Here is a 12,248-nt window from a genome sequence, read left to right on the forward strand (position 1 = left end):
ACCAACGAAAAAAGGGGAACTGACATGACAAATGAAACCAAAAAACAAGCGATGGACGGCCTGTCCGCCAGGGCAGTGCGCGGCGAGATTTCGCGCCGGCAATTCACCCAGCTTGCCGCCCTTGTGCTGGCCGGCACGCCGATGCTGCTGCGTTCCACCGGCGCCTTTGCGCAGGCCAAGGAACTGGTGCTGGTCAATTGGGGCGGCGATGCGCTCACCGCTTATGACGCCGCCTACGGCCAGGCCTTCACCAAGGACACCGGCATCACCGTCAAGATGGACGGTTCGGGCCCGACCGAAGGCGCGATTGCCGCGCAGTTCAAGAGCGGCGCGCCGACCTGGGATCTCGTCGACGTCGACCCGTTCTCGGCCATCACGCTCGGCGCCCAGGGCGCGCTCGAGCCGATCGACTATGCCATCGTCGACAAGAAGAAGATGCGTGAAGGGTTCGGCTGGGAATACGCAGCGTCGACCTATTTCTTCTCCTATGTCATCGCCTATGACTCGGAGAAATACGGCAAGGACGCGCCGACCGGCATGGCCGACTTCTTCGACGTGAAGAAGTTCCCGGGCAAGCGCTCGCTCTACAAATGGGGCGTGTCGAGCTGGGAAGCAGCGCTGCTCGCCGACGGCATTGCACCGGCCTCGCTCTACCCGCTCGATCTGAAGCGCGCGCATGACAAGATCGCCGCCTTCAAGGAAAATGTCGTGGCCTATTGGGGCGGCGGTGCCGAGAGCCAGAGCGTGCTGCTCAACGGCGAAGCCTCGATGGCCATCGTATGGTCGACCCGCGCCTCGCTGATCGAGCAGGATTCCGGCGGCAAGATCAAGTTCATCTGGGACCAGGGCCTGATCTCGCCCGGCGCGCTGGCCGTGCTCAAGGGCAACCCCGGCGGCAAGGATGCAGCGATGAAGTTCATCGCCAGCGCACAGGACCCGCAAAAGCAGCTCGTCATGTTCGACAAGCTCGGACAGGGTCCGGCCAATCCGGCCACCGACGCGCTGATCCCCGCCGATAAGAAGCGCATCAACCCGGTCGATCCCGAAAACATGAAGAAGCAGATCGCGCTCGACATGGACTGGTACGCCAAGAACTACGGGGCAGCACTCGACGAATACACCAAGATCATCTCGGCCTGAACAAGCCGGGTGTGACGCTTCGATGAGAGGCACCCTCTCCGACAGGATGGGCGCGGCGCTGTTGATGGCGCCGCTGCTCCTGTTTCTCGTGCTGGCCTATGCCTGGCCGTTCCTCGGTGTCGTCAAATGGAGCGTCACGCTGCCGACACCGGGGCTCGGCCAGTATGGCGCGCTCGCCACCGACCCGCTGGTGCTGTCGGTGTTCATCCGCACGCTGCGCATCGCGCTGATCGTCACCGTGGTTTCGGTGGCGGCGGCCTATGCGATCACCATGGTATGGGTGCGCGGCAGCCCTGTGCAGCGCATAATCGCTGAATTCTGCATTCTCGTCCCCTTCTGGATCTCGGTGCTGACGCGTGCCTTCGGCTGGGTGGCGCTGCTCTCCAATCGCGGCCTGATCAACACCTGGCTGCAATCGATCGGCTTCATTTCCGAGCCGCTGGCGCTGGTGCGCAACGAATTCGGCGTCATTGTCGGCATGACGCATTTTCTCATTCCCTTCGCGGTGTTTCCGCTGGCGTCGGCCATGCGCAGTCTCGACGAGCGCGTGCTGCTCGCTGCGCGCGGGCTGGGCTCCAGCCGCATGCGCACCTTCTGGACCGTATTCGTGCCGATGACGCGCTCCGGCATCATCGGCTCGGCGATGATCGTCTTCGTCTTCTCGCTCGGCTTCTTCGTCACGCCGGCGATCCTCGGCGGCGGCCGCAGCGTGATGATTGCCGAGCTGATCTATCTCAGGATCTTCCAGAGCCCCGACTGGGGGCTGGGCGCGGCGATCAGCGTCGTGCTGGTGCTGTTCGTCGGCGCGCTGATGGCAGTGCTGTTCCGCTATGTCAGACCGAAGCAGCTGATCTGATGCCGACCTATCGCCCCGGTCCCGTCTCGCTGATCCTCGCTGTGCTGGTAGCGCTGTTCCTGCTGTTGCCGCTGCTCGCGGTCATTCCGGTGTCGCTGACGCCAAGCCGCATGCTGGCGATGCCGACGGGCGAACTGTCGCTGCGCCACTACCGCTCGTTGATCGAGGATCCGCGCTGGCTCGATGCCATCCTGCTGTCGATCCGCATCGGCATCGTCAGCAGCGTCATCTCCACCGTGCTGGCGCTCTGCTTCAGCCTCGGTGTGTGGATGTTCCAGCCGCGATTCACGGCAGCACTGGTCGGCTTCGTGCTGTTGCCGATGGTGGTGCCGCCGGTGGTGTCGGCGATCACGCTCTACTTCCTGCTCACCTCGATCTCCGGCATGAGCTCGTTCTTCGGCTACGACACATGGCTCGGCGTCGCCATGGCGCATTCGGTGATGACGGTGCCTTTCGCCACGGTGCTGATCCTGGTCTCGCTCAGCCAGCTCGACCGCCGCATCGACCTCGCCGCGCGGGGCTTAGGCGCCAGCGTGTGGGAGCGTGCGACGCGCATCATCATGCCCAACATCAAGTTCGGCATCGTTACCGCCGCCCTGCTCTCCTTCGTCCTGTCCTGGGAAGAAATCGGCGTCACCCTGTTCATCACCTCGGTCAACGCCATCACCCTGCCCCGCCTGATGTGGATGGGCCTACGCGACAACATCGACCCGGCGATCGCAGCGCTTTCGGTGATCCTGATCATCATCACCGTTCTGGTGCTGGCGGTGCGTAGTGTGGTGGTGAAGGTGCGCGGGAACTGACGGTTCAACCGGGCGCCTGATTGTCGGCCCGAGTTCACGCCACAAGGAATTTGGAGAGCGCGGCCGCCGTCTCCCCGGGGTGCTCCTCCGGGAAGAAATGCCCACCCTTGACCGGACCGCCTTCGACGCTGTCGGCCCATTGCCGCCAGATCGCCAGCGGGCCGCCCTCGTCCGCATACCAGGTTTCCAACCCACCCTCACCGCTCCACAGCGCCAGCAGCGGGCATTTGATGCGACGGCCGTCAGCCCGATCCTGGGCGTCGTGCTCGCGGTCGATGCCGGCGGCGGCGCGGTATTCCTCACAGATGGCGTGGATATGGGCGGGCTCGCGTAACGCGTCGATGTAAGCCTCTCTCACTTCGGCGGGGAAAGCACCGGGAGCCGAGCCCCAGCCGGCGATCGCATTGTCGACGACGGCATCGGGTGCGGCAGCCAGCAGGCGCTCCGGCAGCGGCTCGGGCTGGGCAAGCAGGCTCCACGGCCAGAAGGCGAGCGCCAGCCTGGCATCGGCGCGATCCCAGGCGGCCGCAGTGGGGATGACGTCGAGGACTGCGACCTTCGACACGATTTCGGGATGGTCAAGCGCCATCCGGTAAGCAACGCGGCCGCCGCGGTCATGGCCGGCAAGCATGAAGCGGTCGAAGCCTAGCGCGTTCATGACCTGAACCATGTCGCGCGCCATCGCTCGTTTGGAATAGGCGGCATGATCCGCATCGGAGGCTGGACAGAAGCTCTGGCCGTAGCCCCTGAGATCGGCGGCGACCACGCTGAAGTTCGGCGCCAGGGCCACGGCAATGTCGCGCCACATTATATACGTTTCGGGAAAGCCGTGCAGAAGGAGCAGCGCCGGGCCTGAGCCACCGGTTCGGACGAAGATCGATGTCTCCTCGACCTGCACAGTCCTGGCGTCGAAATCCGCAACATCAGCCCACTGCGCCGTGGCTGGAACGGATCTGAAGCACCTGAACGCTCTTCGGCAATTCGATCAGGAACTCCTTGTCGCGGTCGAGATGGTGGATATCTTTCGGATCGCCGCCGGTGAAGGCCGCCATCGCCTCCACATTTTCCCAGTAGGAGATGGTGATGAATTCCGAATGGGTCGGCGTGTCCTCGCGAAAGGTCTGCACGCCAAGCGCTTTCTCGATCAGCGGCTTGATGCCGGCCTCGTAATTGTAGCGCTCATAGGCGTCGGCCTTTTCCGGCAAGGTCCTGCCGCGCCAGATGCGCGCGATGGTGGGCGTTTTCGGTGCCATCTCCCATAAACACCTGAACGCGAGCCGCGTTCCGAACATCCTGGCAACGGCAGCCAGATCCGTTTCGAGCCTGCCAGCGGAAGGCCGGCCAACTTGACTGGGTGTCGCGGTGCATGCACAAGGCGTCATGGTCTGAGGGCGGGACGGTGACGCATCGGTCTGCAAAACCGACGTAGTGGGTTCAATTCCCACTCAGGCCTCCACACTATCTCGTTGAAATTGTCGGCGATCCTGACAGGATTCGAACCTGGGACCATCGGCTCGGAAGGCCGGTGCTCTCATCCGTTACGGGACCGTTGGCCTGTTGCCGGGCCGACAATGTATCGCAGTGCTTTAGGCAGCGTGCAGCGTCGATGACACTGCGGTCGACTTTGCGCTTCAGGGGCATCGAGACCCGGGCCTTGATGCCGGTCACCCACTCCAGGCCGGCGCCATAGGCGACAACCGTCCGATACCGACCTCAACCCGCTCCGAACCGAAGGTCAATGCAGCAAAATCGATTCCGATATTCGCACGCACGGATCTCCGGTTCGGGATCACGCGCCTCAAGCGGCGCGCTGGCTTTCTTTGGGCCGCAGGTTCTGGTTCATGCGGAACAGGTTCAGCGGGTCGTAGCGCTGCTTGATTTCCAGAAGCCGGTGATAGTTGCCGCCATAAGCCGCTTCGACTCGGTCGACCTCATCCTCCGGCATGAAGTTCACGTAGGCCGTGCCGGCGGCATAAGGCTTGATCGCCCCGTAGATACCACGAGCCCAATCGATGCAGGCCTTGTCCATTGCCGGTTCGCGCCAGCGGGCGTGGACGTTCATGACGAAGTGCGAGTTGCGCTGCGGAAACGCCGTTGCATCTCCTTTGACGCGGCCTGCCACACCACCGACATGGCCGAAGAATATTTCGCATTCGGGGCCGGGAAGTTTGGCGATCGCCGCAGTGGTGACACCAATCGCGCCGTCGGAAAGCTCGGTCAGGTCATGGCTCTTCCAATAGTTGCGAGCGCCTGGCGTCAGCAGCGGGTCGAAGGCCTGCTGCCAGCCGGTGAACGGGTTGGGGCCGACGACATCGGCAATCGGCGTGCCGATGGCGCGAAGCTTCTGCGTCGCCTTTTCACCCGCCTGGATGTCGCCGCAATAGCACATGGCCAAAACCAGCACCTCCTTGCCATGCCATTCGGTCGGCAGGAACGGTAGCGGCGGTGCCTGCCGCATGACCACCCAGCAGGTCAGTTCGTCGGGCGCGGTTTCGAGCGCCTTCCGATAGTCGCGCAGCACCTTTTCGGCATCGGCGAAGGGATGGACGACGAGCCCCGACAGAACCTGCGGACCCATCTGGTGGAGTTGGAACTCGAACGCCGTGACAACGCCGAAATTACCGCCGCCGCCACGCAGCGCCCAGAACAGGTCCGGATTGTCCTTCTGGCTGGCGCGCAGCAACTTGCCATCGGCGGTGACCACATCGGCTGAAACAAGATTGTCGATGGTCAGGCCGAACTTGCGGGTGATCCAGCCGAAGCCGCCACCCAGCGTCAAGCCTGATATGCCGGTGGTCGAGTTGATACCCGTTGGCACCACCAAGCCAAAAGCCTGCGTTTCCCGGTCGACATCGACGAGCGTGGCGCCGGGTCCGACCCATACCCGCCGCGCCACGACATCGACCCGCACCGACTTCATCGCCGACAGATCGATCACCAGGCCACCATCGCAGACGGCACTGCCAGCAATGTTGTGGCCGCCGCCGCGCACGGAGACGAGAAGCCTGTTTTCCCGGGCGAAATTCACGGCACTGATGACGTCGGAGGCGCCGACGCAACACGCAATGAGACCTGGTCGCCGGTCGACCGTGGCATTCCAGACGGTGCGTGCTTGGTCGTAGGCGGCGTCGCCGGTCTGAAGCAGTGTGCCGCGCAATTGTGCCGAAAGCGCTTCAAGAACCGCAGCGTCGACGGTCGTCTTGCCGCGTTCAAGCGTGGTGAGGCTCATGCTGTTCATGGTTTCCTCCCGATCTTTTTGCTTGTTTGTGAGCCGTTCTCCCTCAACGCTTCGAACTGTGCTCTTATATTAGAAACCGCGCAAGTTCGGCGCGGACCGGCCTGGCGCCCATGTTGGCGCCCACCGACGTGCGGTCTGGCCGGGTGGACGACCCAATGCTGGAGAGAGGCGCAAAATCGGCAAAATACCGGCGATCAGCGCCCGGACGGCGCCGACATCGACTTCGCGCGTTAGCGGCAATGAAGCCCGGCCTAAGGTCAACCGATCCAATCGGTGCCTGTTGTCAGGCTGCTCGCGCCCTGCGCAGCCTTTCGGCGACGTAATGCGGACCCGGCCCCGCAAGCGGTCTTTCGGTCACCAGGAAGCCATCCAGCATGGCAAGCAGTTCGCGTGCCGCACCCGACGAGCAGGAATAATAGACCATCTGACGGTCGCGACGGGTGTCGACAAGGCCAAAGGCGCGAAGCTTGGCAAGATGCTGCGACAGGGCCGATTGGCTGAGTTGAACTCTCTCGGCAAGGATACCGACCGAAAGTTCGCCACCGGCCAGATGGTTCATGATCAAAAGCCGCTTCTCATTTCCCAGCAAGTTGAGAAAGGCGGCGGCGGTTTCCGCATTGGCGGCAAGTTTTTTCGAAATCATCGATTCCACATTTTTTTGCGCTCATCCGGCGCCATGGGGCAAAGGCGCCAGCAGAGCCATAAACCCACCTTTGCGATGATTTCGCCGCGTCATGCCCACTCAATCGGGGCGACATAGACAAAACCAGCGCCAAGTCCCAGCTGGCACAAGCCAAAAATCCAGCCAAACAACCAGACTAAAGTCCTAGCCAACTTCGGACCAAAGCCTACCAGCGTCGCGTTCTTTCCACAAGACCATAACGTTACTACCGGCAAACTGCTTTGCAGGCCCCCCAGGAATGGCGCCAACGGCCACTTCGCGCTCCGCGGAAACAACGGGTGAGATGTGGGATTTCGTGGAACAGCGCCTGAGCTTAGCCGTTGAATGATTGGCGATCCCGACAGGATTCGAACCTGTGACCATCGGCTTAGAAGGCCGGTGCTCTATCCAGCTGAGCTACGGGACCGCTGGCCGGCCAAGCCGTCTGATGTGCTGGCCGGCTGATGTCTATGTGACCGGACGTAGTCCGACAGTGCCGGTCAATGCGTCCAGGGTATCCTGCGGTCATAGCGGAAATTTTCCGCATAGGAAATCTGCCGGCGCTTGGTTTCCTTCGGCTCCTCGACACGGAAGGCCAGCCCCTGCTTTTCGGCATAGGCCACCGCCTCTTCCCTGGTGTCGAAGGTGAGACGGATCTGGCTCAGCATGTCGCCCGATGTGGTGTAGCCCATCAGCGGGTCGATCTTCTTGCGCTGGGCGGGATCGAACTCCAGCACCCAATGGCCGGTCTTGGCCTTGCCGGACTGCATCGCGGTTTTGGCTGGGCTGAAAATACGCGCGGACATGGGCACCTCGTGGCTGCGTTGGCGGCAGCGCCGCCTTATTTCAGTCAATACTGTGCAACACTGCCGACGGCAAGGCCGAAGCGGTATGCAACGGCGCCGCCTCGGAAGCGGCATAGGACCGATACACTGGCGTGGCATCAAAAGTCATGGTCATGATGGCGCCCCATAGAGGCATGGACGCAGGGATTTTGCACGCTGAGGCCGGCCAGCAAGCGATTTTTGACGGCGTGATCGTCATCGGCGCCGGCGGGGCCGGGCTGACCGCGGCCCACGCGCTGCTCAAGGCCGGTGTACAAGTGATGGTGCTGGAAAAGGAAGCCCGGCTGGCCGAGCCATGGCACCGGCGCCACGCACAGCTTCACCTCAACACGCATCGCGATCTCTCGGCACTTCCGGGCGTTTCGTTTCCCGCCGGCACCCTTGCCTTTCCGCACCGAAGCGCCGTCATCCGCCATCTCAACGAATTCCGTGCCATGCACCGGCTGCCGGTCGAGTTCGGCGTCTCCGTGGATGAGATCGCCTTCGACGGTGACCACTGGCTTGTGCGGACCGGCACCGGGCCGCGACTGGCGCGCCATGTCGTCGTCGCCACCGGGCGCGACCGGCAGCCCGTCATTCCGGCCTGGAAGGGAATGAAGGCCTTTGCCGGGCGCATCATCCATTCCGCAGAGTTCGGCGACGCCAATGACTATGCCGGCAGACGAGTGCTGGTCGTCGGCGCCGGCAATTCCGGTTTCGACGCGCTCAACCATCTGGCGCGGGTGGACACGGCACAGATCTGGCTGTCAGCGCGAAACGGTCCGGCGCTGCTGCCCAAGCGCATCGGCCAGATCGCCGTCCACCGCTTTTCGCCGGTGCTGGCGCGGCTGCCGTTCAAGCTTGCCGATGCGGTGATGGCAGCGACGCAGCGGCTGGTCTTCGGTGACCTCGCCGCCTTCGGCCTGCCGCCGACGCCTTCGGGCGGGGCAAGCCGGCTGGCGTCGGATTATACCGCCATCGCCACCGATGACGGCGCCGTCGACGCCATCAAGGACGGCCGCATCATCGTTCTGCCGACGGTGCGGGAATTCACCCGCGACTCGGTCATTTTCGACAATGGCGTGACGATCCGGCCCGACATCGTGATCGCGGCGACCGGCTACCGCACCGGGCTCGAGGCCATGTTGGGCAAGCTCGGCGTGCTCGACGAAAAGGGCGTGCCGCTGTTCAACGGCGCCGACCAGGACCCGAAGCTGCCGGGCCTGTGGTTCACCGGGATGCGGCCGAGCATCCGCGGCTGCTTCGCCAATGCCCGCATCCAGGCCAAGGCGATCGCCACCAAGATTGCGCGCGAGCGCCGGCCGCCAACTCCGGTTTGACGTTTTAGGGGTTGCGCGGCAGGGCCCAGAACCTTATACGCCGCAGGGCCTCGGAGTGTAGCGCAGCCTGGTAGCGCATCTGGTTTGGGACCAGAGGGTCGGGAGTTCGAATCTCTCCACTCCGACCATTTTTCTCCCTACTATATCGTCGCGCAGACCGTGACCTTTCTCGCCGCCAGCGCAAGGGACATGCGTTCACGCGCGGTAACCTGTGTCGGCGAAACCATACAATTTGTTATCGGAACACGCGTCGGCTCTGCGAGTTGAGTATTATTCAACCCAGGAGCCAATCATGAAATCCCTTCTCATCGCTTCCATGATCGCGTTCGGCGGAACGGCAGCTTTCATCGCGCCGTCGCAAGCCGCCAGTCTGATCATCCAGTCCGATGACGGCGACCAATATTCGTCCGACGATGGCGAAATACAGATCCACCGTCATCACGATCGCCAAAGAATCTATGACGACGATGACTATAGCGACAACCAGAGCAATGACGGTCAGTGGCGCCGCCACCACCGTCATCACCGCTGCCATATTGAGCTGGTCAAGCACTGGCGCCATCATCACAGGGTCATCGAAGAGGTCAGGGTCTGCGGTTGATCCGATCGCTTTAGACATGCTCCGGCCGGGTTGTCGGCCGGAGCGCCAACTGATCTCCACGCCATTGGGAGGAGGTAGCACCACACCAGGCAAATCGTGCTGGTTGAGGTCTTGCTTGGCTATCACGATTGCCACGGGTGTGATGACAACCGGCGATCTTGTGTCGTAGCGCGCCATCCCGATCGCACAGGACTGCACCAACAATTTCACCCGCGAGCCGTTGACTCTTTTAAGACGACCGGTCATATTTGTCTCATGGCAAGACCGAGCACCAGAGAACAGATCATCACTGCCGCCGTCGACACCCTGCATCGGAAGGGGTTCAACGGCACGAGCGTGCAGGACATCACCGAAGCGGCGCAGGTGCCGAAGGGGTCGTTCTACAACCATTTCGAAAGCAAGGAACTCCTCGCTGTCGAAGCCCTGGAGCGCTACTGGCAAAAGGTGCTCAACGGCCTGAGCGGGCTCGGCGAGGAGACGGTGCCGGCAGCCACGAGGCTCAAGCAGTATTTTCAGTACCTCAACGAGGTCGCCCGCCAGGGAGATTACCGAACCGGCTGCATGATCGGCAATATGAGCGCGGAAATGCCGGACCAGAGCCGCCCGGTGCGGGAGCGTCTGGCCGTGCTGTTGGCGGCGTGGAGCCGAGCGATCGAATCCTGCGTCAAGGAAGCGCAAGCCGACGGCGCGCTGCGGCGCGACATGGATGCCAGGGTGATCGCCGCCTTCCTGCTCAACTCCTGGGAAGGCGCGATGATGCGCGCCAAGGTCGACAAGGATGCAACCGCGCTGACGGCGTTCGAGACGGTCGCGTTCGGTACCCTGATGACATAGGGCGCTCTCTTTTTTGCGTAAATACAAGATGACTGGTCATATTAACCATCAACCCGCCCTTCCCCACAGGAGTCCAAACATGAAATTCAACGACACAAGTCCGCTTCTTCCCAGACATAACGGTCCACCGCCATGGTTGGCGAAGCTTGCCGAAGACGCCACGCTTGAAGCCACCGTGCTGAGGCGTCCGATTCAGGGAAAGCAGGCCATAATGGCGCTGCTGAAGCATGCCGCGCCGCTCTACGACTTCAGGGATTTCACATATCGCGGCGACTTCGGCAGCGACCTCTTCATGGAGTCCTACCGGGCCGAGGTCCGCGGCACGCCGATCGAGTGTTCGGTTCTGGCGCATAAGAATGCAGCCGGCGAAACGGATTCGATTGTGGTCAATCACCGCCCGCTCGACGCTGCCTTGCTGTTCTCGCGCTTGATGTGGGAACAGGTCGGCGACGAATTCGGCGATCTCTATCTGACCGGGCCGCAGGCCGAGGCCCTGGAGAAGGCAACCACCAATCCGAAGGCCTGAGCACCGACTTTTCAATCTGAATCTCCAGGACGCCAGCCCACCGGGCTGGCGAAGGCCAGTCACGCCTTGCAACCGGGCCGGTGCAAAAGCCAACACGGAAGGAATGCAGTCATGCGTGCCATGAGAGCAGAAGGTTTCGGCGGCTATCTGGACCTGAAGCTGGTCGACATACCCAAGCCAGCCCCGTCTGAAGGGCGGTTGCTGGTGCGGATGCGGGCCGCCGGCGTGACGCCGCTCGACCATACAATCCTCAGCGGGCAATTCCCGCGCTCGACGGCACCCCTGGTGCTCGGCAACGAAGGCGCCGGCGTCATCGAGGGTGGCGACGCCGACTTTCCCGATGGCACGCGAGTGGCCTTTCTCGGCCCCTTCGGCGTGGTCGAGAACGGCACCTATTCGGACTATGTCACTGTTCCCAAGGAATTGCTGCTGCGCGTCCCCGATGCGATCGACGACACCACGGCGGCAAGCCTGCCGGTGGCCTATCTGACCGCCTATATCGCGCTGATGAACGCGGGCTTCGCCGCCGGCAAAGTCGTGCTGGCGCCGGCCATTGGCAGTTCCGTCGGCAACGCTACGACGCAGCTGGCTCGCGCGCTCGGCGCCAAGCACGCCATTTCCTCGACCACCAGCCACGCCAAGGCCAAGGAGGCCAAGGCGCTTGGCTTCGACGAGGTCATCGACCTCACCGCAGAAGGCCTGGCCGACGGCGTCAACCGCCTTAGCGAAGGCCATGGCGCCGACATCGTCATCGACGGCATCGGCGGCAAGATTCTGAGCGCCGCCGTGTCGGCCCTGGCGCCAGGCGCATCGGTGGTCACGCTCGGCTATTCCGCCGGACGCGAAACCACGATCAATGTCACCGATCTGATCTGGAAGGCTGCAAGCATCAAGGGCTTTTTGCTGCTCACCGAAAGCGCATCGGTCAGACAAGCAGCCTGGGCCGCCATTTCGGACCTGCTTGTTTCGGGCAAGGTCAAGCCGATGGTGGCGAAGGTCTTTGCGCTGGAGGATGCCGCTGAGGGCTTGCGCTATCTCATCGAGGAGCGCCCGTTCGGCCGGGTGGCGCTGAAGATTTGACGCCAAGCGCCCCCACGGATTATCCCCTCGCGTCCATCGCTGCTGGCGGTCTAGACTTTGGGCGAGAGGGAGATTCCGGATGCTTGGTCTCGAAGCTTGGCTGTCGCTGATTGGCCCCGCCTACTTCGCCTATATCGGCATCGCGATGCCATTCGTGGTCGTCTGGGCCATTATCTGTGCTGCCCTGTGGATCTGGAACAACCGGCCGAGCAAGCGGCAGGGCCCTCCCCGGTCGTGGCCCGCCAGCCTGGCCTTCTTTGTCGTCGTCGCCGCCTGCTATGTGGCGGCGCATACGGCGGTCTACCTGCTGGTCAGGTATCTGGCCCCGTTGTGGGCGTAGAATCA

General features: G+C 62.8%; 14 protein-coding genes and 3 tRNA genes. 10 read left to right on the plus strand and 7 right to left on the minus strand.

Annotated features, from left to right (window positions below; genetic code table 11):
* Window positions 1-24: 24 nt before the first annotated feature.
* The 3 genes from AC1DYJ_RS30080 to AC1DYJ_RS30090 are packed head-to-tail and all read left to right on the plus strand — an operon-like array spanning window position 25 to window position 2,799.
* Complete coding sequence (locus AC1DYJ_RS30080; protein WP_477283254.1) at window positions 25-1,140, plus strand: ABC transporter substrate-binding protein; 1,116 nt, start codon at window positions 25-27, stop codon at window positions 1,138-1,140.
* A 22-nt stretch (window positions 1,141-1,162) separates the two neighbouring features.
* Window positions 1,163-1,996 carry an ABC transporter permease gene (locus AC1DYJ_RS30085; protein ID WP_477283256.1) on the plus strand — a complete coding sequence of 278 codons (834 nt, stop codon included), beginning with the start codon at window positions 1,163-1,165 and terminating at the stop codon, window positions 1,994-1,996.
* Entirely contained in the window at window positions 1,996-2,799 is an 804-nt protein-coding gene (locus AC1DYJ_RS30090; RefSeq protein WP_477283258.1) for an ABC transporter permease, read from the plus strand. Before AC1DYJ_RS30085 ends, AC1DYJ_RS30090 begins: the two co-directional genes overlap by 1 nt.
* A gap of 34 nt (window positions 2,800-2,833) precedes the next feature.
* Here the strand turns inward: AC1DYJ_RS30090 and AC1DYJ_RS30095 are convergent, their stop codons facing one another.
* Entirely contained in the window at window positions 2,834-3,697 is an 864-nt protein-coding gene (locus AC1DYJ_RS30095; protein WP_477283259.1) for an alpha/beta fold hydrolase, read from the minus strand.
* A 25-nt stretch (window positions 3,698-3,722) separates the two neighbouring features.
* On the minus strand, window positions 3,723-4,052 hold the full coding sequence (locus AC1DYJ_RS30100) for an antibiotic biosynthesis monooxygenase family protein (RefSeq protein WP_477283261.1): 330 nt from the start codon (window positions 4,050-4,052) through the stop codon (window positions 3,723-3,725).
* A 129-nt stretch (window positions 4,053-4,181) separates the two neighbouring features.
* On the opposite strand from AC1DYJ_RS30100, the gene AC1DYJ_RS30105 reads away from it, so the two are divergent.
* Window positions 4,182-4,255: transfer RNA gene (locus AC1DYJ_RS30105), tRNA-Cys, on the plus strand.
* Window positions 4,256-4,597: 342 nt separating this feature from the next.
* On the opposite strand, the gene AC1DYJ_RS30110 is transcribed toward AC1DYJ_RS30105, so the two are convergent.
* From AC1DYJ_RS30110 to AC1DYJ_RS30125, 4 genes are all read right to left on the minus strand, one after another.
* Window positions 4,598-6,037: an FAD-binding oxidoreductase gene (locus AC1DYJ_RS30110; protein ID WP_477283263.1), complete on the minus strand. Its 1,440-nt coding sequence runs from the start codon at window positions 6,035-6,037 to the stop codon at window positions 4,598-4,600.
* 283 nt (window positions 6,038-6,320) lie between these two features.
* A complete protein-coding gene (locus tag AC1DYJ_RS30115; RefSeq protein ID WP_477283265.1) occupies window positions 6,321-6,680 on the minus strand; it encodes an ArsR/SmtB family transcription factor in 360 nt (119 codons plus the stop codon).
* Window positions 6,681-7,048: 368 nt separating this feature from the next.
* A tRNA-Arg gene (locus AC1DYJ_RS30120) sits at window positions 7,049-7,125 on the minus strand.
* 73 nt (window positions 7,126-7,198) lie between these two features.
* Window positions 7,199-7,504 carry an ETC complex I subunit gene (locus AC1DYJ_RS30125; protein ID WP_023670294.1) on the minus strand — a complete coding sequence of 102 codons (306 nt, stop codon included), beginning with the start codon at window positions 7,502-7,504 and terminating at the stop codon, window positions 7,199-7,201.
* A 173-nt stretch (window positions 7,505-7,677) separates the two neighbouring features.
* Between AC1DYJ_RS30125 and AC1DYJ_RS30130 the strand changes: the two genes are divergently transcribed.
* Window positions 7,678-8,862, plus strand: a complete 1,185-nt coding sequence (locus AC1DYJ_RS30130) for a flavin-containing monooxygenase (RefSeq protein ID WP_477283350.1) — start codon at window positions 7,678-7,680, stop codon at window positions 8,860-8,862.
* 51 nt (window positions 8,863-8,913) lie between these two features.
* Window positions 8,914-8,990 (plus strand) — tRNA-Pro (locus AC1DYJ_RS30135).
* 146 nt (window positions 8,991-9,136) lie between these two features.
* Here AC1DYJ_RS30135 and AC1DYJ_RS30140 read toward each other — a convergent pair.
* Window positions 9,137-9,709 carry a hypothetical protein gene (locus AC1DYJ_RS30140; protein ID WP_477283268.1) on the minus strand — a complete coding sequence of 191 codons (573 nt, stop codon included), beginning with the start codon at window positions 9,707-9,709 and terminating at the stop codon, window positions 9,137-9,139.
* 9 nt (window positions 9,710-9,718) lie between these two features.
* On the opposite strand from AC1DYJ_RS30140, the gene AC1DYJ_RS30145 reads away from it, so the two are divergent.
* From AC1DYJ_RS30145 to AC1DYJ_RS30160, 4 genes are all read left to right on the plus strand, one after another.
* Window positions 9,719-10,297: a TetR/AcrR family transcriptional regulator gene (locus AC1DYJ_RS30145; RefSeq protein WP_477283270.1), complete on the plus strand. Its 579-nt coding sequence runs from the start codon at window positions 9,719-9,721 to the stop codon at window positions 10,295-10,297.
* Window positions 10,298-10,508: 211 nt separating this feature from the next.
* Entirely contained in the window at window positions 10,509-10,823 is a 315-nt protein-coding gene (locus AC1DYJ_RS30150; RefSeq protein ID WP_477283272.1) for a hypothetical protein, read from the plus strand.
* A 111-nt stretch (window positions 10,824-10,934) separates the two neighbouring features.
* Complete coding sequence (locus AC1DYJ_RS30155) at window positions 10,935-11,903, plus strand: quinone oxidoreductase family protein (protein ID WP_477283274.1); 969 nt, start codon at window positions 10,935-10,937, stop codon at window positions 11,901-11,903.
* A 79-nt stretch (window positions 11,904-11,982) separates the two neighbouring features.
* Window positions 11,983-12,243 carry a hypothetical protein gene (locus tag AC1DYJ_RS30160; RefSeq protein ID WP_477283276.1) on the plus strand — a complete coding sequence of 87 codons (261 nt, stop codon included), beginning with the start codon at window positions 11,983-11,985 and terminating at the stop codon, window positions 12,241-12,243.
* The last annotated feature ends 5 nt before the right edge of the window (window positions 12,244-12,248 follow it).

The sequence above is a fragment of the Mesorhizobium sp. P2_B11 genome, assembly GCF_056404855.1.